The sequence below is a fragment of the Komarekiella delphini-convector SJRDD-AB1 genome (assembly GCF_014831675.1).
GTDB lineage: Bacteria > Cyanobacteriota > Cyanobacteriia > Cyanobacteriales > Nostocaceae > Komarekiella.
This window is the reverse complement of record NZ_VJXY01000014.1, coordinates 43,922-65,777: the sequence shown is the minus strand read 5'-3', so window position 1 is coordinate 65,777 and position 21,856 is coordinate 43,922. Positions and strand designations below refer to the sequence as shown.

Genomic DNA, 21,856 nt, shown 5'->3' with positions numbered 1-21,856 from the left:
GACAAAGGACAAAGGACAAATGACAATATTACACACCAAACGACTTACCGCAACCGCAAGTTTGGTTGGCATTGGGGTTAGTAAATTGAAAGCCGCCTCCAATCATGGCATCGCTATAATCAAGCATTAAGCCATAAAGATATAATAAACTTTTGCGATCGCAAATAATTTTGAAACCCTCATAGTCAAAAACTTCATCCTGAGGGGTGATCCTGCTGGCGTCTTCAAAGTCCATCATGTAAGACATCCCAGAGCAGCCACCTTGACGCACTCCTACCCGTAAGCAGAGGTCTTTGCCTTGCCTGTCTTGGAGTGACTTTACCTGGCGCAATGCTGCTTCGCTCAACTGAATTCCGCGTTGTTGAGGCTGAGTTGCTTGTATCATCTGCTTTTTCAACTCCTTAAGTGGTCTAATGAGTAACCTTTGTAGGCTTTTGATTGCCTCTGGGTTGCTTTTGATGTTTTTGTATTCATTCTAGCGGTATTGACAGCGCTAGATACCAAATTGTAAACACTCCGTCAAAAGCAGCCAAAGATTTTTATTCTAGAATTGAGAGATTCGGTATTTTCGGAGTTCACAGCCTCGCAGCAACCTGAGCAGCAACCACCCTTCAGGAGCAGCCAGGAAAATTTCATCCGAGGCTAGCCATTCCCCCAAAGTTTACGAACATATTGCTTCTTTTGATTAACTTACTCTATGACAAGTTTTAATCGCTCTACCAGTCGTCGGTTGAAGAAACTAACTCAAATTCCTTCTGTGTGGGAGGGCGATCGCCGTCCGTTATCATCATCACCAACCCAACCGAGAGACTCGGAGGCAAATGGCGAATGCATTCTTTGGGTGGATGGCTCACAAGGTATTGTCCGAGGAATGGACGTGATAGCGCCAGACATTGGCCCAGAAGCAATTGTTCGCACTTTAATGCGAGCAATGGAGCATCCCCACAGTCCAGCCAAACCCGCTAGACCCCAAAGAATCGTCGTGCGAGACCGCGAGATCCAATTTTACCTGCGCGGGGTACTACAAGATTTGGATATCGCCATTGACTACGCACCCGAATTACCTTTGATTGATGAACTGTTTCGTGGGTTTTCGGATATCCTCGATAGCCAAATACCCGATTTGCCTCCACAGTATGCACAGATTTTGCAAGACAAAGCTTTTGCAATTTGGCAAGCAGCTCCTTGGGAATTTTTAGAAGAACAGCAAATCTTGTCAATTGAGATCAATAAGTGGGATGTTGGTACACTTTACGCCTCAGTGATGGGAATGCTGGGGATGGAATATGGCATTTTGTTTTATCGCTCCGAAGATTCGCTAAAGCGTTTTCGCGCAGCAGTTTTAAAGGATGACGAATCAACCCAGCGTTTGGAAGAAGCTTTTCTCAAGCAAGATTGCTTGTTTCTGACTTTTGAGCAGGCTGACGATACTGAGGAAGATGAAGATGAAATTGGTGATTTAGCAGATTTGCCATTATCAGAAATTGACCCTACATTCGGCAATATTCATCCCTTAGAAGGACTACGGTCTGTTTTGTATGACGAAGAAGCACTTGTAGTTTTAGTTGCTTTAGAAAGCTTAAGCCGCTTTATTCGCGATCATCGTCGTCAGCTTCATGGAGCTAGCTTTCCCACCCTTAGCCGTCGCTATCGCATTTCTATCCCGCAGTCAGAAGAATCAACTAAATCAGTATCTATTACTGTCTCTACCATGCCGCAAATGGCAGCAGAACTAGAGGAAATGGCTGGCTTTGGTGTCGAAGCTCAGGAAATTGAGGATTCTGACTCGCCAACGTTCCGCTCACTACGAGATGACTTGATACCAGAAGATTCATTCCTTAGTTTGGGTGTGGTGTCATGGGAGATGTTGGAGTATTTATATAAGGGAGTTAATTGCCATAAAGTTGGTGAAATCAAACAAGTCGGTGACGGCTTACCCGTAATTTTAATTCAAACTTCCCGGCCTAAGGCTAAGACTGTAATTGAAAATCTTGAAGCAGCTGGGGGGCTAAAAGCAATTTGCTTTAATCCCGGTGCTGATCCCTTTGATAACAATCGTTACGATCTAGGTTTATTACAAACTCAAAATGATGAATTGTTTTTGTTCGGTGAATTTTTAGATGACGAGCCAACTCATGTAGAAGCTCGGAAAAAGTGGAATCAGCGGTGTAAAAATACTAAGGGATACTGTGGCTTAATTATTGCTAAGGGGCTGACGGGAGCTTCTCGCGGCAATCCCCAGTTGAAAGATATGATGGCCTTATTTGAAGCGCGATCGCTTTCACCCAAAGATTTAGGTGTCGGTACTCTCCAACTTATGCCCCAACTTCAATTTGAATAATTGTCCACATCATAACCACGAAATGAATTTATAATTTGGACAAATCGCAATTTGTGGTTTTTAATAAGTGCCTGAAGAAATGTTCCTAGATAATCTTCAGGCATTTTAGTAAGTATTTATCTCAAAATTAAAATAAATTTATACCGCAACTTTGCAGAGTCGCAGTCATCATATCAGATTGCAACTAGCTGGGTATTTTGAGCAATATCCGATTTTATACTGCTTATTCCATACCTTAGTTGACTTTATCTTAATTTCATGAAGTACCTGTGTTCCCATCTTTTTCCACAAATTTCTACACTGCTTTTACAGTATAAATAAACACTTTATTATTTAAAACATTTTTCCAAAGGTCAGTTTGTTTAAATTTAGCTGATGCATTTATATATCTGAATCTTTTGTTTAATAAATTTTTGATATCAGTATCTTGTTATATATCAATATTGTTAAGCAGAAGTTGAGGTAAATATCTCTTTCTTTGTAATGACTTTATAAAGGAAGAAAATTAATAAAATCTAGCCTTTTAATGAAGATTATTTAAAGCACTTAAATAATAGCTATAATGAACACACTCCCGACAACATTGAGGTATGTAGTACTTCTTATAAGTAGCTTTCCCAATAAATATAAATTGCATATCAAAAGTTGCTCGGCAGTAATTTCAAGCCAATTTTAGGTATCAGAAATTAGAGCAATGTCGAATCTTTAGCACAGTAATGGGCTAGAAAGTATCTACAAAGTTCTAAATCCACGAATACGATAATAAGTCTAAGTAGAGTAAGTTTCCAACCAGAAATTTGCAAAAGAAACAAACGATTCATTGGGATTAAAAGAAATTGTATCGTTAGAGGGAGGAGAAAGAATAGTCTAAAAATTAAAAGTATCTTTACGGGGAATTAGAGCACAAGTATTGAATCAAATATTATTTGTGCAAATGCAGGGGTAATGAGAAAATAGTACACCAACCCTAACCCCTAGTTAATGTGGTTGGCTAGACACCTACATCAATCACTTTCGCTCTAGAGCTATGCTTTGCCTACTTTCAAATGATTGATGACTATCTACGTATATCATTGCAACCTGGGAGTCAACAGTTAAACATGAGAATGATTCTAAAGCTATATTTCAGATTTTTTAGCAGATGTTCTCTTTAGGGGTTTTTGGCAAACTTGAGTGAAAGAGAAGGTCAAATGCTTTTGATGAAGAATAATTTTGGAAATATTGATTGAGTTAATAGTATGTATCTCAAATTAACTTATAAAATTTAATTGTTAGGCTTTACTCATCTTATTACTAGGGTTATTATCTTCAAGAGCAAGTATGTGCTCTTTCTCTTGTGACAAAAATAACAAATAAACTGTAGTTTTTAGATTACGAAATGATGAATACTTTGATAAACGGAACAACTTTAATATTAATACTATTACTTGTTTCCTGAGACAAACTCTGATAATCTAATCGTTTTCCTCTTTAGTTAGACCTCTTCTGACGACCTTAACATACATCAAATAGCATGATAATGACAAATAAAAAATGGGCCGTAAAACGTATAACTGTCAATCTGGCAACACAGGAAGCGGAAAAACTGGAAAAATATTGCCAGCAAACAGGTAGACCCGCAACCGATGTTATTCGTGAATTGATTAGAAGTTTGCCTGTCTCCGACGACAGCAAAGATGGAAGTAAGTAGGAAGGTGTTTTCAGGGTGTACCAAATCACTGCTTTCCTACCAAAAAAATAGCGATAACATCTGTTTTGAGTCCGTCTTTATAGACAAGAGTTTGTCTGACTGATACAGACGCGAGAAAAATCGCGTCTGGTCAATTGTTAGAACAACAAGGAGTAGTTAAAGGGTTTTAGTATCGAAATTACCATGCCTTGATCCGTTAGTAGAGTTGATATGAATAGCAAATTCCGACACCAACCCAGTTACAATCTGTAAAGAAGCTGAAAAGGAACGACGGAATGCGCGTTGCAATCATAGGTGCGGGACTGGCTGGACTAGCGACCGCAGTAGATTTGGCTGATGCTGGCTGTGAAGTACAGATTTTCGAGTCTCGTCCGTTTGTTGGTGGTAAAGCCGGCAGTTGGGTTGATGGGAATGGCAACCATGTTGAAATGGGGTTGCACGTATTTTTTGGCTGCTACTACCAGCTGTTTGACTTGATGAATAAAGTGGGGGCGCTCAAAAACTTACGCCTCAAAGAACATCGCCACACTTTTATCAACAAAGGGGGACGCACTGGTGCTTTAGATTTTCGCTTCCTGACTGGTGCGCCTTTTAATGGATTAAAGGCATTTTTCACTACTTCTCAACTTTCATTGCAAGATAAATTGCAAAATGCGATCGCTTTGGGTACTAGTCCGGTAGTTCGTGGCTTAGTGGACTTTGAAGGGGCGATGAAAACCATCCGCAACCTCGACAAAATTAGCTTTGCCAACTGGTTTCGGAGTCATGGCGGTAGTGAGGGTAGTATTAAACGCATGTGGAACCCCATTGCCTATGCTTTGGGATTTATTGATTGCGACAATATTTCTGCCCGTTGTATGTTAACAATATTCCAGTTGTTTGCAGCCAGAACTGAAGCCTCAGTACTGCGAATGCTGGAAGGTTCTCCCTATGAGTACTTGCATAAGCCCATCCTGGAATATCTGGAAGCTAGAGCAACCAAAGTTTACACACGCCGACAAGTTCGAGAAATTCAGTTTACTGGGATAGGAGAACAAACCCATGTCACAGGCATATTAGTCGCCGAAGGTGACACAGTAGAAACTATAACCGCTGATGCCTATGTCTGTGCTTGTGATCTGCCAGGGATTCAGCGCGTTTTACCCCAAGAGTGGCGTCAGTGGTCAGAATTTGACAATATTTACAAACTAGACGCTGTACCTGTAGCAACCGTTCAGTTAAGATTCGATGGTTGGGTGACAGAACTGTACGATGGCGAACAGCGTAAACAACTAAATCAGGCAGCGGGGATAGATAATTTGTTGTACACAGCCGATGCTGACTTTTCTTGTTTTGCCGACCTAGCTTTGACTAGTCCTGCTGATTATTATCGCCAAGGACAGGGGTCGTTATTGCAACTAGTGCTGACACCGGGAGATCCTTTTATTAAACAAAGTAATGAAGTGATCGCCCAGCATGTTCTCAAGCAAGTGCATGAACTTTTCCCCTCATCACGAGAGCTAAATATGACTTGGTACAGTGTGGTAAAACTCGCTCAGTCTCTCTATCGGGAAGCGCCAGGTATGGATGTATACCGTCCTAATCAAAAGACACCAGTGAATAATTTCTTTTTAGCAGGGAGTTATACGCAACAAGACTACATCGACAGTATGGAAGGAGCAACAATTTCTGGAAGACGTGCGGCAAAAGCAATTTTAGAAAGTGTGAAGAGTTGAGGTAAACACGCAGTGGCTTGCCGCAGCGAAAAGTTCTGTAGGCGGGTTTCCCGCCGTAGGAAACTTTTCAAGACAGGCTACCGCAAAGGACGCTTCTTGAAGAGTAGGGCGTGAAGGAAGAACAGAGAATGTCAGATTGGTTAGAGCATAGCGTGCAAGTGGAAGTAGAAGCTCCTATAGACCTAGTATGGAGCTTGTGGTCTGATTTGGAGCAAATGCCCCGTTGGATGAAGTGGATTGATTCGGTGAAAATTCCGCCAGATAATCCAGATATATCTCTTTGGAAGCTGAAGACCGGCAGTCTAGAATTTAACTGGAAATCTCGTATTCTTAAAGTTATCCCCAATCAAATTATTCAATGGGAATCTGTTGATGGTTTGCCGAATCAGGGAGCGATTCGCTTCTATGATCGCCACAATAGTAGTATTGTCAAAATGACCGTTTCCTACGCCATCCCTGGTATTATTGGCAAAATTATGGATAACTTATTTTTGGGACGGGTGGTTGAATCCACGATTCAAGCTGATTTGGAAAGATTTAAAGAATACGCCTTAAAAGCCAAATCAAACTAACTACGGTAGGGGTGTCTGAGTCCTTACAGAATCGCTCAAAAACTGTAGTGAGGTTTCATTATATACAGCACAAAAAAAATACTTATTACTTTAATCCGAAACTATGCAACATTATAAACTGTTGGTTCTGGAAGTAATTCACCTGTAGTTTCGTAAGCAATAACTAGTGACTCTGAGGCTTCAATTCCGTTGGCTACTGCTAATTTGTAAGTATCTCCATGAGTTCGCCAACGTTGTCCTGGAAAATCAGGGAATCCCACCAAGAAGCAATTATCTTCCTCAGACCACTGAATTACCATTTGGTACTTGAGTTTATTCATCTTGTAGTTTCCCCGGTATTGACAAACTACCAAGTTGGATCGCTAAACAAATTAATCGTTAATTCCTCGCGTGGTGGAACTGCTGTGATACAAGCACGAATGATATCCCCATCCTCTAATTCCACGGTGCAAGCATGACATGACCCCATGAGACAGCCAGTAGGGATGGATACCCCAGCTCGATCTGCTACATCCAATAGGGCTTCTCCCACTTCGGCATCAACTGTGACATCATCTGGTAAAAAGCGGACGCGAACAATCATCAAACACCAGCCTAGCTTAGCTGTTACGCATTTAACTTGTGTATTGACTCGTAAGGCTTGTCCCTTGTCATTAGTCATTTAGATTTACAAAACACAAAGCGAAAAGTTCTGCAGGAGGGTTTCCCTCCGCAGGAAACTTTTAAAGAGAGGACTAATAACTAATGACTAATAACGGTCTTAACGAAAAAACGTGCAATTTTGACGGACTCTAGCTTAAGACAAAAACGGAGTTAAGTCTAAATGACTTTCAACTTCAGTAGCTAAAGAATCCAAAATATGCTCTCGCTGTTCCCGGTAGTTAGAAACACCCGTAGGCAAAGATTTCAAACCCCGCTGTTGACGGAGACGATTTAACCAAGCACGTCGCCAAGGGCCATTGTCAAAAAGCCCGTGGAGATAAGTACCCCAAACTGATTGACAACTATCCACTAACCCTAAATTAACATCGTCAAATAAAGGTTGGAAGGCTTGGCTATCTGCTTGTTGTTCTATGCGCGATCGCCCTTGGTGGATTTCAAATCCGGTTACTGGCAAGCCCGTTTGCGGATAATTTGAGCTAACCTGGCGCTGGCGGGCTATTTTTTGTCCGGTAATTACGGTTCTGATTGGTAATAGATTTAACGCTTGAAATCTCCCGGCTTGTCCTTCTATCCCCTCTGGGTCAGCGATGATTTGACCCAGCATTTGGAAGCCTCCACAAATACCTAAAACTGTGCCACCAGAAGCAGCATAGTGTTGGATCGCTTCTGCCATACCGCTTCTTTGCAGTAATAGCAAATCAGCAATTGTGGTCTTTGTTCCTGGAATGATCACAGCATCAGGGTGTCCCAAATCTTGCTTGGGACTAAGGTATTTCACTGAAACTGTAGGCTCTGATTCCAGTGGGTCAAAGTCGGTAAAGTTGGCAATTCTCGGTAAGCGGATGACGGCGATGTTGAGGTCAGTTTGGACTTTATTCGATTGACGTTCTAATAAGTCCAGAGAGTCCTCCGCTGGAAATACTTGTTCTAAGTATGGTATGACACCAACAACGGGGACACCTGTGCGTTCTTCTAACCATTTTATCCCCGGTTCTAGGAGCGATCGCTGTCCTCGGAACTTATTAATTACCACACCTTGAATTAGAGCGCGTTCTTCTGGTTCCAGTAATTCTAAGGTTCCTACTACGTGAGCAAAAGCACCACCCCGATCAATATCAACGACTAGTATGGTTGGCGCATTCAAATGTTTTGCTACCCGCATATTAGTTAAGTCGCGGTGCTTGAGGTTAATCTCTGCTGGACTACCCGCACCTTCACAAACCAGTAAATCAAATTCTGTTCCTAAATGCTGTAGCGATTCTTCAATTGTGCGCCAACCGATTTCAAAATATTGCTCGTAGTAATCGGCTGCACTGACTTTGCCTACAGGTCTGCCTTTGATTATGACTTGGGAAGTCATATCTCCTTGAGGTTTGAGTAAAATTGGGTTCATTTCTACCCAAGGGATGACTCCAGCGGCCCAAGCTTGCACCGCTTGAGCGTAGCCAATTTCCCCACCACTGGCAGTAACATAAGCATTTAAAGCCATATTTTGACCTTTAAAGGGAGCCACTCGCCAGCCACGCCGCGACAGAATACGACAAATAGCTGTAGTTAAGAGTGATTTCCCTGCATGGGATGTTGTCCCCACCACCATAATTGATTTCATAGGTCAGTCAGTATCAGTTTTTCAAACTAAGCGTTGAAATAAAAGGGGTGAACGGTAATATGCAATCCGCTCGCCAAAGTTAAAAAGTTAGGGAAGGTTCCAGAGGCAAAATTCGAGACTTTTAGCCCTTTGTTACCTCATCTCTCTTCTGTAACCCGCCACACCTCACGAATCATGGTTAACAGTAAAGATTTCATGAAGGGGGTTGACGCTTCCGTATATATTGTTCCCTTTTACTCCCTTATCCTAACCTTCACTTTATCAATTCTAAAAGGGTAGTCTAAACCAACGAATTACAGCATTGTATAAGCGATCGCTCCAAGAAGGAGTAGGCCAATTTTTTCCTTGATATTGTTCTACCAACTGGCGACCTAGGGGAGTGAGGCGAAAACTATCTGTAATCCCCTGTCCATCAACTTCTCGCCGCAGTACCCCCACTTGGATCAACCACCCCAAGGCGTTATCACAGGCTAATTCTGATAAAGGGCGTTTAGTGTAACTCTGTTTGATACCATTTTCTAGAGCGATCGCACTCAATGACACACTCTGATGTCCCATCACTTCAAATAAATGTAGATTGAAGGGTGAACATATTAGCGATCGCTCGGCTCTTTCTACTGTGCTACGAGGATAGACGAAAATTTTTGGGTTTTGGGAATCAACAGCAGGCATTGGGGACTGGGGATTGGGGATTGGGGATTGGGGATTGGGGACTGGGGACTGGGGACTAGGGATTGGGGATTGGGAAAGAGTTTACCTAATTTTTAATTTCCAATCGTTAATTGAGTATTGATTTAAGAATATGTTTATTGTTGTTTTAGCTACCTTGTTTCAGAAAACTTATTTTTCTGAAAATAGTTATGCTGTTTTATAACAATTATATTTAATCATGTAAATTATTGTAAAATTTCAAGTGCATCAACAATCTTAAACAGGAAAGGTTCATTATGCCTCTAGCAGTTGGTACGGATGCGCCTGCATTTACCGCTAAAGACACTAACGGCAACACTGTCTCATTATCTGATTTTGCGGGTAAGACGGTCGTTTTGTATTTTTATCCCAAAGATGACACGCCAGGTTGCACCAAACAAGCCTGTAGTTTTCGGGACGCCCAGTCTGAATATCAAGGTAAAGATGTTGTAGTGTTAGGAGTCAGTGCAGATGATGAAGCCGCTCATCAGGCATTCACAGCAAAATATAATCTGAACTTTCCCCTACTGGCAGACACCGACAAAGCCCTCATCAAAGCTTTTGATGTAGATGGCGGCGGTTACGCCAAGCGCGTCACCTACATAATCGATCCCAACGGCAAAATTATCCATGTTGATGCCAGTGTCAACACAAGCACCCATGCTAAAGATGTTTTAACTACACTTGGGCTGTAGTTTTTACCTGATAATTAGATATTCTTTTTTGTCAGCCTAACTTCAACCCCAACCCTTCTGGGGGTTGGGGTTTTTAGTTTAAATTCAATTGCCTGAAGGTTGTGTAATCGCTGGTGGTGTCGCTGATGGCAATGTAATTGTTGGTAAATTTGGGGTAGGCTGCTGCTGTTGACCTTGAATTCGTTGTTGTTGCCTTTTTTTAAACTCTAGTGCTGCTGAGTCTAGTTCTTGGTTCTGTTGTTCAGAATTCCAGTTAATAGTCCCAAAATTTGCTCGATGAATCAGGTCAAACATATTGAAATCACTTGAGTTGCGGGAAAAAGGATCAGTATTTTGATCTGAATTACCACCGCCGGGAAAGGAATCTACCTGATTGACTTGAGCCAAGCCAGGTTGAGTTGTGAGCAAGGAAGCAAAACTAATTCCTGCTACGGTTGCTACAACGAGTTTGGTCATTAGTAAAAATGGTTTTTTCATTAAGTTTTGGCCCTAAAAACGCTTTAACGCAATCATGCTTCCATCTTAAGCAAGAGTTCGCCGTAGTTGGGGTTGAATGCTCAGCAAGGCGACAAGTGCAAAGCCAAGCAAAACCAGCAACGCTCCGCCAAAGGTAACATTACCCCAAGGAGCCTGCATTACAACACTACCTAATCCCCAATTGCTGTGAAGGTAGAGATAGCGAATTGGTTCAATAGCGTAGCTAAGAGGATTAAGAGTAGCTACAATTTGTAACCACTTAGGCATAAAAGATAAAGGAGCTAAAGCAGTACTAGCAAATAGCAGCGGTAAAGTAGAGACAAAAATTACTGCAATTAGTTCAATGTGACCAGGTAAGGCAAAAGCTAAGCCTAGAGAAATGGCTGTTACGCCTAAAGCGAGGAGAAAAACAATTAGGGCGATCGCACCCAAACCCGCTGCATCTGGTAGCCCTGCCCCTAAAAACGCTGCTGCTGCCACAATCACGGCTGCTTGCAACAAACTTTGGCTAATAATAAAGATTGCCGAAGCAAACACAATTGAAAACCGTGATGCGAGAGGAGCCACTAGCAAACGATTTAAAAACCCAAACTCTCGGTCAAACATTACGGGCAATCCAGCATTCAGCGCTCCGGCAAATGCTGTAAAAACAATTATGCCAGCGGCTAAAAACTGACCGTAATTTGTTGTATTGCCAAAGATCCCCTTGGGAGCATTTTGGAACAAAGCACCAAATAGCACTAACCACATCACTGGCTGAATAATTCCAGCAACCAAAGATGAGGGACGGCGTTGCAGCTGAATAAACAAGCGACGAGTTAAAGCCAGCGTCTCTTGGACTAATTCACCGAAAAAATTGTGAGGAGCATTAGCATCCGCTTGGGACGATGCTATTGGCTGCCAATTGATATCAGATTTAGGAGTAACACTCATGACAGGGTACTGGGGATTGGGGATTGGGGAACTCGGGGCCCCCTCTGGGGATAAGGGGCAATGGGGATTGGGAATTGGGGATTGGGGATTGTATTAGGGATCGGATTGAGTATTGGATTGGGGATTAAAAGAATTCTTTCCCAGTCCCTAGTCCCTAGTCCCCAGTCCCTATCTCATATTCTGCTTTTTCTCAGCTTTAGGATCGCGAGTCGCAACTGCTGCTAGTTCCGCATCCATGAGCGTGCGTCCCGTAGCAGCGAGGTAAACATCATCGAGACTAGGACGAGATTGAGCAATGCCAAAAATGGGCAAGCCAGCAGCATTTAATGCTTGCTGTATGCTAATGAGAACATCATTTTGGGGTGTTACTACCAAGTTAAGGGAATTACCTTGAGCACTGTTGATAATCACCTCTTGAACAAACGGCAAAGGTTGCAGGAGGTTTTTGGCTTTTTCCGCTTCTTCAATGGGAGAAAACTCGCGGATTCGCAAAGTGATGCGATCGCCCCCTACTTTATCTTTCAACTGCGAGGGTGTACCAGCTGCAATTACAACGCCACGATCAATAATTGCCACGCGATCAGCTAGGGCGTCAATCTCTTCTAAATAATGGCTGGTAATCAGTACCGTGGTTCCAGATGCCCGCAACTTCCGTAGAAAATCCCATACCACAAAACGACTTTCTATATCAAGTCCTACGGTTGGTTCATCTAATACTAGTACATCCGGTGCATGGAGTAACCCAGCAGCTAAGTCGAGGCGCTTGAGTAAACCACCAGAGTAGGTTCCGGTTTTTTTATTGGCGTATTCCTGTAAACCAAGTAAATCTAATACGGTATTAATACGCTGTTTTGCTACTGCCTTTGGAAGATGATAAAGCGCTGCTTGCAATTGCAGTAGTTCTCGTCCAGTCAGCACCTTATCTTTGGCAACTTCCTGAGCGACATAACCTAGCCGTTGTCTTGCTAGTTTGGGATTATCTAATACAGAGATACCAGATACTTCGATTTTGCCAGCATCCGGTGTGGTGAGAGTACACAAAGCACGCAGAGTTGTAGTTTTGCCAGCACCGTTGGGGCCGAGTAAACCAAAGATTACTCCTGGTTCTACCTGAAAGGAGACATCTTTGACGGCGACTACAGTACCGTAATGCTTTTGCAGATTTTGAATTAAAACGGCGGGAGCCATGACAGCTAATCCCTAACGATACAAATCTCAACAAAGTCTATCTATATTGTAGTTGAGTAGTGTTAGGTGAAGCGATCGCTTGGATACTGCTTCTTAATCTTATGGCTCGGTTTGAGTTGGCTGTTGAAATCCCACAGCGCCTTCTGAATCTCTTTAGAATCTCCAAAACTTACATGGCTCTAATTTGTCCAACCACTTCTATTTTGTTTTTTTTGTTAGCTCGTAATACAACTGATTCTCCAGATTCGGGGTAAATATCGCTGGCGATCGCTCTAATATTAACCTCGTGGGTAATCATCACAATTACACCAGCAGTATTACGATTATCCAAAATCAACTGACGCACTTGTGCTGTTTGCTTAGATTCTGTTGTGTGATTGAGGAAAAAAGAATTCAGGGGTGGAAAAGGCTCAACCGCGCCTAAGTTCATCAGTTTTGCCGTCTCCAAGCAGCGACACCACTGGCTTGATAAAACTCTCGAAACTTGAATATTCCTGTTTTTAAAAGCTTTTCCAGTTCGTACTGCTTGTTTTCTACCTTCATCCGAGAGGTTTCTTTGCGTAGAGCAATCATTAAGTCGGAAATCGGGGGGATCGCCAATTCCTGGTGCTATAGCATGACGCATAAGCACCACGTAGCCTCTTCCCTGTTGAATAGCAGACCAAATCGCTGCTTTAGAGCTAGCAGAAATCTCAGTTGCAGAGGGAGAGGCTGAACTCTCTTGGTTCGGGGACAAAGATTGTTGAGGTTGCTCTACAGGTGCTACCGCTTGCTTTTGTTTATCAGAATTATATAAAAGTTTGAGTATTAAAGACAGGGCAACAGCACTAAGACCAATGATAATAGGGCGACGCGTCATGACATGGTGTGGTAATAATGACGATAAATATAGTGATTTTGTGAAAATTTTTCTTTACCCAAGCACTGCTTGTCCCAATCGCTAATCAGTAAACAGTGAACAGTAAACAGTAAACATTTGGGGGATTTAAATCCGCTAGATAGCGCCAGCCACTAATCTACTTTTGGAAGTGATCGCCCCCTTAGTGGTTCTTTTTAAAGCCAATTATCTTGACTGATTACTGTTAAAAGATGCAAACTTTAATGGAGCATCCATCCGCTACTTATCATCATTAGCTGAACTTTCCGTTTCCCAAGGGTCATTAACTTTGGTAAATTCATCAGATATAGGAGCTTCCGAAACTATCACTAACTCAGTATCTTTTTGATGATTATTACCCCATTGATCCAAAACATCTTTAATCAAAACTTCTTGCATCCAAATTTTGGCAACAACAGTCAGTGGTAACGCTAGAAATAATCCTAAAAAGCCAAAGAAAGTAACGAAAAATAGCTGAGCAATTAAAGTTACTGCTGGTAGTAACGAAACTTGATGCGCCATGACAATAGGTGTGATGAAATTGCTCTCAACCTGTTGAATAATCAAGTAAAGAATCAGGACAGCAACGACTTTCCAAGGATTATCTAACAGAGCGATCGCCATTGCTGGTACTACACTTAACGTCGGCCCCAAATTGGGAATTAAGTTCAAAAATCCTGCTAAAATCCCTAAAGCGAGTGCTGCTTTCACACCCAAAACTGATAAGCCAACCACGCTCATCAATGCCACTACACTCATGGCAATGAAAGCGCCTGTTATCCATCCCTCCAAAGAAACTTCGCATTGATTTAAAATCCCTTCTACCCGCCGCCGATAAAATGAAGGAAACAGCCGCACAAATACTTTTCGGTAAGCTATGGGGTCAGCTAAAATCATCCCGGTTAAAACCAGCACTAGCAAAACCTTAAGCAGGACTTCCAAAGAGCCAGAGACAAAAGCAAAAGAGTTTCCCAGCGCCCGATTTATAATGGGCTGTGCTTGTTGGATGAGGCTGTTAATATCCGGGACGTAGGGAACCAATTGGTTAGGAATGCGAGTTCTTAGTGCATCCAGCCAATTATTAAAGCGCTCAAACCCTTGTGGTACGCGGTACGTTAGTTCTTGGAACTGCTGTGCAAAAGGTGGCACAATTAGCCAGAAAAAACCTGCGATGCCAGCAAAAAAGATAGCCACTGATAGCAGTACAGCGAATCCACGCGTCATCCCTGAGCGTTGGAAACGTTTTGCTAGACGATTTAAGGTTGTGGCTAATACAACTGCGGCAAACATCAGCAAAAGCACTTCGCGAATTTGCCACAAGATGTACAAAGAAAGAACTATGGCGATTAAACCGATCCATTGACCAAGGTTCACAGACTAACTCCCGATAATTGGCGAGATGCAATTTCCAGACAATTCAGCTAGGTTAGCCGATTTCAACAACTTCAGTCTATATGGTTTGAGTCAATTTTGCTTATGTGCTTGGAATCGCCACAGTAAAGCGAGCGCTATAATCACAGGCGGCAATAAAACTATAATCAGTGCGTTACTCGCCGTTGCCGGAATTGCTAAACTCGGAGCTGCATATTTAATCAATAATGATAATAAAGCTGAGAGTAGAAGCAGTTTCAGAATAAAATCCATTTTATTTTCTATAAAAGTACGGCAATACACATTTTTCTGTAGGGTATACACTAATTTGGGCTGCACTGTCTAGTTTTTACAATAGGTTTAACCAAGTACAAACCTTTCTAACCCACAACTGCCACAATCAAACTATTAAGTTTGTTGCTTCACAATACTTAGAAAAATAAATATTACATTCCCTAATTTCTAATAGTTTCCCACAAAACTTCGTTAGTAGTCCTTGGTCATTTGTAAGAACAAAGGACTAATTACAGGGAACAAAGGACGACTTCAAATTTGGAGGGTACAATAAAATGCCTGTTGAAACTAATAACAAAAGCCAGATCAAACCGCCCAAGATGCGGCAGTTTGGCGGTAGCTTCCTAATTTTACTGACTCTGCTATTACTACTTAACTTTATAGTTCCGAGTTTTTTTGCTCCCCCATCGCCACAAGTTCCCTATAGTACCTTTATTGCTCAAGTAGAAGCAGGTAAAGTAGATCGGGCAATTGTGGGTGGCGATCGCATTCAATATTCACTTCACAGCCAAACCCCAGATGGTAAACCCAGCGAACAGGTTTTCGTTACTACACCTGTAGCCATTGATCTAGATTTACCCAGAATTCTCCGTGACCACAATGTTGAGTTTGCTGCACCACCACCAAACCAAAATGGCTGGATTGCTACTTTACTTAGCTGGGTTGCTCCACCGTTAATTTTCTTTGGGATTTGGGGCTTTTTAATGAATCGCCAAGGTGGTGGCCCCGCTGCTCTAACGGTAGGTAAAAGCAAAGCCCGCATCTATTCAGAAGGTAGCACTGGTGTAAAATTCACTGATGTAGCTGGCGTAGATGAAGCCAAAGCCGAACTAGAAGAGATTGTCGATTTTCTTAAAAATGCTGGTAAATACACAAATTTGGGCGCGAAAATACCTAAAGGTGCGTTGTTGGTAGGGCCTCCCGGAACAGGTAAGACACTACTAGCAAAAGCGATCGCAGGTGAAGCTGGTGTTCCCTTCTTCAGTATCTCTGGCTCAGAATTTATCGAGCTATTTGTAGGTGTCGGTGCTGCAAGAGTCCGCGACTTATTTGAACAAGCTAAACAACAAGCTCCCTGTATCGTTTTTATCGACGAGTTAGATGCACTCGGTAAATCTCGCGGTGGTGCTGGTGGTTTCGTAGGTGGTAACGATGAGCGGGAACAAACCCTCAACCAGCTACTTACCGAAATGGATGGCTTTGATGCCAATACAGGTGTAATTATCATCGCCGCTACTAACCGTCCCGAAGTTCTCGACCCCGCTTTACGCCGTCCTGGTCGATTTGACCGCCAAGTTGTAGTTGATCGCCCTGATAAAATCGGTCGTGAAGCAATTCTGAAAGTTCATGCCAGAAATGTCAAATTGGCTGAGGATGTCAATTTAGGCACTATTGCGATTCGGACTCCTGGCTTTGCTGGCGCAGATTTAGCCAATCTTGTCAATGAAGCCGCACTGTTAGCAGCAAGGCAAAATCGCCAAGCTGTGACGATGGCAGATTTCAATGAAGCTATTGAGCGCTTGGTTGCTGGCTTAGAAAAACGCTCTCGTGTCTTGAATGAAACCGAGAAGAAGACCGTAGCTTATCACGAAGTTGGTCACGCAATTATCGGTGCATTGATGCCCGGTGCTGGTAAAGTCGAAAAAATCTCAGTTGTACCCCGTGGCGTAGGAGCCTTGGGTTATACAATTCAGATGCCAGAAGAAGACCGCTTTTTAATGGTGGAAGACGAAATTCGCGGACGCATTGCTATCCTTTTGGGTGGACGTTCTGCCGAAGAAATCATTTTTGGCAAAGTATCTACTGGTGCAAGTGATGATATCCAAAAAGCCACTGACTTAGCAGAACGGGCTATTACTCTCTATGGAATGAGCGATAAACTTGGGCCCGTAGCGTTTGAGAAGAGTCAACAGCAGTTTATCGAAGGTTACAGTAATCCGCGTCGTGCTATCAGTCCCAAGGTGGCTGAAGAAATTGACCGCGAAGTCAAGCAGACAGTGGATAATGCTCACCACATTGCTTTGAGTATTCTGCAACATAACCGTGACTTGCTAGAGCAGACCGCAGAAGAACTGTTGCAAAAAGAGATACTTGAAGGTTCTCAACTTAGAGAACATCTCAATCAAGCTAAAGCACCAGATGAAATGGCAGAATGGTTGCGGACGGGTAAGTTATCAGAAGATAAGCCGCTCTTGCAAACGCTTTTGGTTTAACAATTTTAGTTGAAATTGAAAAGCGTAGGCAAAGCCCGCCGAAGGCTTCGCCTACGCTTTTTTCTAAACTCTAAAAAGTTACTTTTGCTCTAGAAATGGTTCCGCTTTCCTTTGAATCTCAACTCAAACTCAACCAGCCAAAAATCTGTTCAACCGTCAATTCCAATTCGATACCCTCCAGCATGGGTAATTTATTAGTACCCTCGTATAATTCCACTCGCTGTCCAGGAAATATCCCTAGCACACTTTCATCTTCTGGGTTGATTAACCAGCCTAGTTCAGTGCCATTGCGCGAACAATGCAATAACTTACTCAACACTTTTTTTAACTTCTGGTCTGGGGAAAGAATTTCTATCGCCCAGTCAGGATGAATTTCAAAGCGATTAGCAATTCTGCCAGATGAAGTTTTAGGGATTCTATCCCAGCGAAACACCGCCACATCAGGGACGATAGAAGCACCGCCAAAAGTGCAGCGCAGTTCTGGTAAAGCTAGAGCAATTTTTTGGCTTTCAGTTACGTCATTAATGACATTACAAAATTTAGCCTGTATTCGGCTATGTTCACCTTGAGGCATAGGTTTTTGAATAATTTCCCCGTTGATAAAGTCTGATGCTGGTTCAGTTTCCGGCGATTTGAGGAAGTCGTCTAAAGTTAGTTGGGGTTGAGTTGCGATCGCCATAAGTGAGTGGATAGAGAGGATAGTTTAATTATGTGCGTTAGCAAAGCTCACCGCAGGCATTGCCAAGTAACATCTTTGCGTCTTTGCGCGGCAGTCGCTCATAGGAAACCACCCCCTTGCGGAGGTTCCCGACGCTCGTTCGCGCAGCGTGTCGCAGACAAGACTCGTTCTAAGCGTTGGCGCAGCCTCAAAGTAGAGAAGCCATGCCGTTGGCGAAGCCTCTCGTTCACGAAGTGTCTCCGATAGGAGAAGAGAAGGCTTTACGCTGCGCTATCCGTTGTAGAGAGTGGCGTGGAAACCTCCAGACCTCGATGACTCGCTACCGCTTTTAGCGTCTCCCCTTCTCCCTTTGGGAGAGGCTAGCGCCAAGGGAGAAGACCGCGCTGCCTTGCCTTTGCGTGAGATTAAATTCATACTCTTAATCAGCAACCCCCGAATTACGAATTAGCTTAGCCCTCAACCTGCCGCAACTGCTCCAATTCCTCTGGCGTGAGGGGATTATTTCCTGACTTGAGTGCTTCTATCCAGCGTAGCCGTCGCTGCTTTATATGGTCTAAGTGATCGAGTCTGCCACTGCCTACAGCAGCCTGAAAATCTTCTAATGCCCCAACCAAATCGCCTGTCAGTACTCTAGCCAGTCCTCGATTGTTTTGATAGATTTTATTGTCGGGGTTTAAGGTGACAGCTTTTTCTCCGAAGCGGAGAACAGCCTTAGCATAACCGTATAAACAGCCAACCCAGCAAATCCTATTCCAAAATTCAGCAGAGTTGATCAAACTAGGGTCAAATATTTGGGCTTGCTTTAAAGCTTCCTGTGCTTCTTTAATTTTGCCTTCTCTCACACAACTGATGCCCTGACTTAAGGAAGCCGCAGCCGCAAAAGCTGGGTGTTTCGTCAACTCTGGAGATACGCCCACTGCTTCATGCAGTCTCTTAGCATTAAACCATTTTGTTTCACTGTTCCATACAACTGCTTCGAGATTGGCAGCCTTGAGGTTGGCATCCCAGAGGTCGGCACTGCTAAGGTTGGCACTGCTGAGGTTGGCACTGCTGAGGTCGGCACACTCGAAGTTGGCATCCCTGAGGTCGGCACGGCTGAGGTTGGCACTGCTGAGGTTGGCATAGCCAAAGTAGGTATATTTGAGGTCGGCATCACTGAGGGCAGCACCCCTGAAATTGGTATTCCAGAAGTCGCCATGAAAGAAGTTGACACCCCTGAGGTCGGCACACTCGAAGTTGGCATCCCAGAGGTCAGCATTCCTGAGGTCAGCATCCCTGAGGTTGGCATCCCTGAAAAATAATCTTAAGTTGTCCCTAAAAGCCAAGAAACCCAGACAGTCACTATAGCGGATAATACGGAGCAAGCGTCGTGAGTCAAATTCATCGCTATTAGGTTTACCGCAAGGGTGAAAGTTGATTTTCTCTTTGAGATCGTCTTTTCTTTGGGCATAGTGATGCAACTCTAGAAGCAAAATCAACACGTTCAGCCCTGTATACACATCCACCTGTCGCAATCCCAAGTGATTTTCTCGCTCTGGTAATTGCTCCCTCAATTGTTTTTTCTTCATCTGAGGCAGGTTTACATCGTCTGCATCAATAAATTCGCCATCGCACCAACGGAAGTAGAAATGCTCCAATCTTTGAAACAATCTACACAAGCGTTCCACGTCTTGAAATTCTAAACTCTCAGTCAACAACCCCATTAAATATTCCGCGATCGCAGGGGTTAAATTCCCATAACCTAATAAATCGTAAATCTGCCAATCCATTACGATTGTGCTAATCAAGTCTTCTCCGCGCTGACGCTTACTTACCTTAACTGTCCAATCTACAAAGCTTTCTAGTAACCGTTCTGCGAATAAAAACTCGCAAAAACTCTTGTGGACAAATTCCACGGAGCCGCCGCGATCGCCTGAAGCTGGTTTAATATAAAATGCCGTCAACAAATTATTGAGTAGCTTATCTTGTTGATTTTTTTGGGAGGCATTTTCCTGTCTGGCATCCTGAATTAACTTTGCAGTTGGGTTGCTGCTGTCTTTGAGCCGTGCTTCTAACATCGTCACTCTGGCAGAATCATTCCCCGACTGCACTACACACAACGCGGCTTCCGTGAGAAATTGCCGCAAATCTTGGCTCTCAAATCCAGTCAAGCGGGAGTTATCATTCTGATTTTCACTCTCACGCTGTTTTTCTAGTACCCACTTGATTGATTCATCATAGATACGAATTTTTGCCTTAATACCCTCTGCACCTGCAAATATTTGGACATTGAGACGGTTGTCTCGGTGCATCCGCGCCAGTAAATAGAGTAGTAAAGGTTCTCGTGCTAGTTTATCTTTGACTTCATCAGGGCAAGCCTGCAAAAATTCCTCAAACTCACTCTTGTTAACTTGAGCCGCGACTGACCATTTTTCTAGCCATATTTGCCGCAGCGAGTCATCCATTGGCTGAAGTTCGACGCGCTTCAAGCTTTTGGTTTGTGAAAGAAAGCGCTCAATTCCTTGCAAGGCTAAGGGACGACCAGTAACTAAAAACTGATGATGACAAAGGCGGTCTTTTTGATATTGTTCCACCTGTTCTAAAAATTCCTTCAACCCGCCACTTGCTCGTCCTTCCAGCAACAACTCGTCAAACCCATCCAGGAAAAATAAAAAGCGAGTGTTTTTATCGGTCAGCCAGCCTGAATCACTGGTGACAAAATCAAGGTGTTGTAAATAGTTTTCTAAAGTATCAGTTAAGTTATCTTTTAGTACGCGCAAATCTCGCAACCGAATCAAAATTGGGGTAAAAGTCGGATGCAATTCTCGCCGCACCCAATCGGCAAACATCCGACAAAAGACACTTTTCCCCCGTCCGGCTTCGCCCTGAATAAACAAAACTTGTTTCTGTTTTGGGTCTGGGTTATTCAGTATTGCCTTAACCCACGCTTCCACTTCAATATTTGCATCGTCTTTGGCATCGAGTTGTTTGACATGCAACGGCACATACAAATCCCGAAAGGTAATATCGCTTTCATCAAAAATTTTTTGTTCTGGCTTTGGTTGAATTACCTTTTCCAAATAATCTTCAATATCCAGATTTTTTTCTAGCTTATTTTTTCCTCCGGCGCTGTACCATTTCCAAAGTTTGTCTGTTTTCTCTCCAACTTCTACCAATGCGTCTTGCATATTTTCATCGGTGTGACGCGCCACCCGTTCAGTGAAGGCTTTTGCTTCTGTCTCAGTTAATCCGGCTTCTTGTAAGCGTTGGTGTAAAATCTGATTAAATGATTCTGCTAGTTGAGATTCGTGGAAATAGAGGATAGCTTTTTTCACTTCCCGCGCATCGAATTCTTGCTCACCTAATTTCTGAATCTGCAAGGCTAAAGCATGAGAAGCGGGAAGGTTTAGATTAATTTTTTGGAGTAGTTCCGAATCTTGTTTGAGAATGTCCTGAAAGCTATCTATGTAAGCAGCCTGACTAACTAGTAAAACGCAGTTTTCTAAACTTTGCTCTTTGTGGGTTGCATCAACAATGAACTTGAGGATGGTAATGGCGATGGGTGCAAAGGGAATTATTTCTTTGGTAATTTGACCGAGAGGAGAATTAAATACATCTAATAGCGACGAAATCTGTTCTAGATATGGTTTGAAATTTTGAACATTGGGTTTTTGGTCTTTGATTGCTTTTGCCAAATCAAGCACGGCTTTAGCAGCTTCGGCTCCAGTCTTTGTTACCTCTACGCCTTGTGTCCAGTTCAACTCCTGAATGTTTTGCAAAAACTTCCAGAGTTTGGTCATCGCCATAGACTATTCTCCAACATCATCAATTTGGTAAAAATGCACTGATATTACTTAATTTAGACTCAAG

20 protein-coding genes are annotated in these 21,856 nt (G+C 43.0%); 6 read left to right on the top strand and 14 right to left on the bottom strand.

What is annotated here, in order from left to right:
- Positions 1-28 precede the first annotated feature (28 nt).
- Positions 29-385, bottom strand: coding sequence for an iron-sulfur cluster assembly accessory protein (locus tag FNW02_RS14575; protein ID WP_191758255.1), 357 nt, complete (start codon positions 383-385; stop codon positions 29-31).
- Positions 386-697: 312 nt separating this feature from the next.
- Between FNW02_RS14575 and FNW02_RS14570 the strand changes: the two genes are divergently transcribed.
- The 4 genes from FNW02_RS14570 (at position 698) to FNW02_RS14555 (ending at position 6,318) form a co-directional block, all read left to right on the top strand.
- Positions 698-2,341, top strand: a complete 1,644-nt coding sequence (locus FNW02_RS14570) for a DUF6930 domain-containing protein (RefSeq protein ID WP_191758254.1) — start codon at positions 698-700, stop codon at positions 2,339-2,341.
- 1,513 nt (positions 2,342-3,854) lie between these two features.
- Positions 3,855-4,031 carry a ribbon-helix-helix domain-containing protein gene (locus FNW02_RS14565; RefSeq protein ID WP_191758253.1) on the top strand — a complete coding sequence of 59 codons (177 nt, stop codon included), beginning with the start codon at positions 3,855-3,857 and terminating at the stop codon, positions 4,029-4,031.
- 275 nt (positions 4,032-4,306) lie between these two features.
- The gene (gene zds / locus FNW02_RS14560; protein ID WP_191758252.1) at positions 4,307-5,746 is read left to right on the top strand and encodes a 9,9'-di-cis-zeta-carotene desaturase; all 1,440 of its coding nucleotides are present in this window, start codon (positions 4,307-4,309) and stop codon (positions 5,744-5,746) included.
- Between the two features lie 128 nt (positions 5,747-5,874).
- Positions 5,875-6,318 (top strand): SRPBCC family protein, encoded by a 444-nt coding sequence (locus tag FNW02_RS14555; protein ID WP_191758251.1) that lies wholly within the window; start codon positions 5,875-5,877, stop codon positions 6,316-6,318.
- Positions 6,319-6,419: 101 nt separating this feature from the next.
- On the opposite strand, the gene FNW02_RS14550 is transcribed toward FNW02_RS14555, so the two are convergent.
- The 4 genes from FNW02_RS14550 to FNW02_RS14535 all read right to left on the bottom strand — a co-directional run bounded on the left by FNW02_RS14550 (position 6,420) and on the right by FNW02_RS14535 (position 9,262).
- Positions 6,420-6,638, bottom strand: coding sequence for a type II toxin-antitoxin system HicB family antitoxin (locus FNW02_RS14550; protein WP_191758250.1), 219 nt, complete (start codon positions 6,636-6,638; stop codon positions 6,420-6,422).
- A gap of 26 nt (positions 6,639-6,664) precedes the next feature.
- Entirely contained in the window at positions 6,665-6,901 is a 237-nt protein-coding gene (locus tag FNW02_RS14545) for a 2Fe-2S iron-sulfur cluster-binding protein (RefSeq protein WP_191758341.1), read from the bottom strand.
- 213 nt (positions 6,902-7,114) lie between these two features.
- Positions 7,115-8,590: a cobyric acid synthase CobQ gene (cobQ, locus tag FNW02_RS14540; RefSeq protein ID WP_191758249.1), complete on the bottom strand. Its 1,476-nt coding sequence runs from the start codon at positions 8,588-8,590 to the stop codon at positions 7,115-7,117.
- Positions 8,591-8,857: 267 nt separating this feature from the next.
- Positions 8,858-9,262 (bottom strand): Npun_F0494 family protein, encoded by a 405-nt coding sequence (locus tag FNW02_RS14535; protein ID WP_191758248.1) that lies wholly within the window; start codon positions 9,260-9,262, stop codon positions 8,858-8,860.
- 275 nt (positions 9,263-9,537) lie between these two features.
- Between FNW02_RS14535 and FNW02_RS14530 the strand changes: the two genes are divergently transcribed.
- Entirely contained in the window at positions 9,538-9,975 is a 438-nt protein-coding gene (locus tag FNW02_RS14530; protein ID WP_191758247.1) for a peroxiredoxin, read from the top strand.
- 84 nt (positions 9,976-10,059) lie between these two features.
- On the opposite strand, the gene FNW02_RS14525 is transcribed toward FNW02_RS14530, so the two are convergent.
- From FNW02_RS14525 to FNW02_RS38650, 6 genes are all read right to left on the bottom strand, one after another.
- The gene (locus FNW02_RS14525) at positions 10,060-10,452 is read right to left on the bottom strand and encodes a hypothetical protein (RefSeq protein WP_191758246.1); all 393 of its coding nucleotides are present in this window, start codon (positions 10,450-10,452) and stop codon (positions 10,060-10,062) included.
- Between the two features lie 45 nt (positions 10,453-10,497).
- Positions 10,498-11,385, bottom strand: coding sequence for an ABC transporter permease (locus tag FNW02_RS14520; RefSeq protein ID WP_191758245.1), 888 nt, complete (start codon positions 11,383-11,385; stop codon positions 10,498-10,500).
- A gap of 168 nt (positions 11,386-11,553) precedes the next feature.
- Positions 11,554-12,573, bottom strand: coding sequence for an ABC transporter ATP-binding protein (locus tag FNW02_RS14515; RefSeq protein WP_191758244.1), 1,020 nt, complete (start codon positions 12,571-12,573; stop codon positions 11,554-11,556).
- Positions 12,574-12,742: 169 nt separating this feature from the next.
- Positions 12,743-13,432 (bottom strand): histidine phosphatase family protein, encoded by a 690-nt coding sequence (locus FNW02_RS14510; protein ID WP_191758243.1) that lies wholly within the window; start codon positions 13,430-13,432, stop codon positions 12,743-12,745.
- A gap of 258 nt (positions 13,433-13,690) precedes the next feature.
- Positions 13,691-14,824, bottom strand: a complete 1,134-nt coding sequence (locus FNW02_RS14505; protein WP_191758242.1) for an AI-2E family transporter — start codon at positions 14,822-14,824, stop codon at positions 13,691-13,693.
- A 90-nt stretch (positions 14,825-14,914) separates the two neighbouring features.
- Positions 14,915-15,094 carry a hypothetical protein gene (locus FNW02_RS38650; protein ID WP_225225649.1) on the bottom strand — a complete coding sequence of 60 codons (180 nt, stop codon included), beginning with the start codon at positions 15,092-15,094 and terminating at the stop codon, positions 14,915-14,917.
- 296 nt (positions 15,095-15,390) lie between these two features.
- On the opposite strand from FNW02_RS38650, the gene ftsH reads away from it, so the two are divergent.
- Positions 15,391-17,328, top strand: coding sequence for an ATP-dependent zinc metalloprotease FtsH (gene ftsH / locus FNW02_RS14500; RefSeq protein WP_191758241.1), 1,938 nt, complete (start codon positions 15,391-15,393; stop codon positions 17,326-17,328).
- A 118-nt stretch (positions 17,329-17,446) separates the two neighbouring features.
- On the opposite strand, the gene FNW02_RS14495 is transcribed toward ftsH, so the two are convergent.
- The 3 genes from FNW02_RS14495 to FNW02_RS14490 form a co-directional block, all read right to left on the bottom strand.
- On the bottom strand, positions 17,447-18,007 hold the full coding sequence (locus tag FNW02_RS14495) for a Uma2 family endonuclease (protein WP_191758240.1): 561 nt from the start codon (positions 18,005-18,007) through the stop codon (positions 17,447-17,449).
- 98 nt (positions 18,008-18,105) lie between these two features.
- A complete protein-coding gene (locus FNW02_RS39575) occupies positions 18,106-18,237 on the bottom strand; it encodes a hypothetical protein (RefSeq protein WP_263627757.1) in 132 nt (43 codons plus the stop codon).
- A gap of 219 nt (positions 18,238-18,456) precedes the next feature.
- Positions 18,457-21,792, bottom strand: a complete 3,336-nt coding sequence (locus FNW02_RS14490; protein WP_191758239.1) for a pentapeptide repeat-containing protein — start codon at positions 21,790-21,792, stop codon at positions 18,457-18,459.
- Positions 21,793-21,856: the final 64 nt, after the last annotated feature.

Coding starts and splice junctions, on each gene's coding strand:
- FNW02_RS14575 (WP_191758255.1), bottom strand. CDS start 385: ATGATACAAGCAACTCAGCCTCAACAACGCGGAATTCAGTTGAGCGAA.
- FNW02_RS14495 (WP_191758240.1), bottom strand. CDS start 18,007: ATGGCGATCGCAACTCAACCCCAACTAACTTTAGACGACTTCCTCAAA.
- FNW02_RS14545 (WP_191758341.1), bottom strand. CDS start 6,901: ATGATTGTTCGCGTCCGCTTTTTACCAGATGATGTCACAGTTGATGCC.
- zds (WP_191758252.1), top strand. CDS start 4,307: ATGCGCGTTGCAATCATAGGTGCGGGACTGGCTGGACTAGCGACCGCA.
- FNW02_RS14520 (WP_191758245.1), bottom strand. CDS start 11,385: ATGAGTGTTACTCCTAAATCTGATATCAATTGGCAGCCAATAGCATCG.
- ftsH (WP_191758241.1), top strand. CDS start 15,391: ATGCCTGTTGAAACTAATAACAAAAGCCAGATCAAACCGCCCAAGATG.
- FNW02_RS14570 (WP_191758254.1), top strand. CDS start 698: ATGACAAGTTTTAATCGCTCTACCAGTCGTCGGTTGAAGAAACTAACT.
- FNW02_RS14535 (WP_191758248.1), bottom strand. CDS start 9,262: ATGCCTGCTGTTGATTCCCAAAACCCAAAAATTTTCGTCTATCCTCGT.
- FNW02_RS14515 (WP_191758244.1), bottom strand. CDS start 12,573: ATGGCTCCCGCCGTTTTAATTCAAAATCTGCAAAAGCATTACGGTACT.
- FNW02_RS14510 (WP_191758243.1), bottom strand. CDS start 13,432: ATGACGCGTCGCCCTATTATCATTGGTCTTAGTGCTGTTGCCCTGTCT.
- FNW02_RS38650 (WP_225225649.1), bottom strand. CDS start 15,094: ATGGATTTTATTCTGAAACTGCTTCTACTCTCAGCTTTATTATCATTA.
- cobQ (WP_191758249.1), bottom strand. CDS start 8,590: ATGAAATCAATTATGGTGGTGGGGACAACATCCCATGCAGGGAAATCA.
- FNW02_RS14490 (WP_191758239.1), bottom strand. CDS start 21,792: ATGGCGATGACCAAACTCTGGAAGTTTTTGCAAAACATTCAGGAGTTG.
- FNW02_RS14550 (WP_191758250.1), bottom strand. CDS start 6,638: ATGAATAAACTCAAGTACCAAATGGTAATTCAGTGGTCTGAGGAAGAT.
- FNW02_RS14555 (WP_191758251.1), top strand. CDS start 5,875: ATGTCAGATTGGTTAGAGCATAGCGTGCAAGTGGAAGTAGAAGCTCCT.
- FNW02_RS14565 (WP_191758253.1), top strand. CDS start 3,855: ATGATAATGACAAATAAAAAATGGGCCGTAAAACGTATAACTGTCAAT.
- FNW02_RS14530 (WP_191758247.1), top strand. CDS start 9,538: ATGCCTCTAGCAGTTGGTACGGATGCGCCTGCATTTACCGCTAAAGAC.
- FNW02_RS14525 (WP_191758246.1), bottom strand. CDS start 10,452: ATGAAAAAACCATTTTTACTAATGACCAAACTCGTTGTAGCAACCGTA.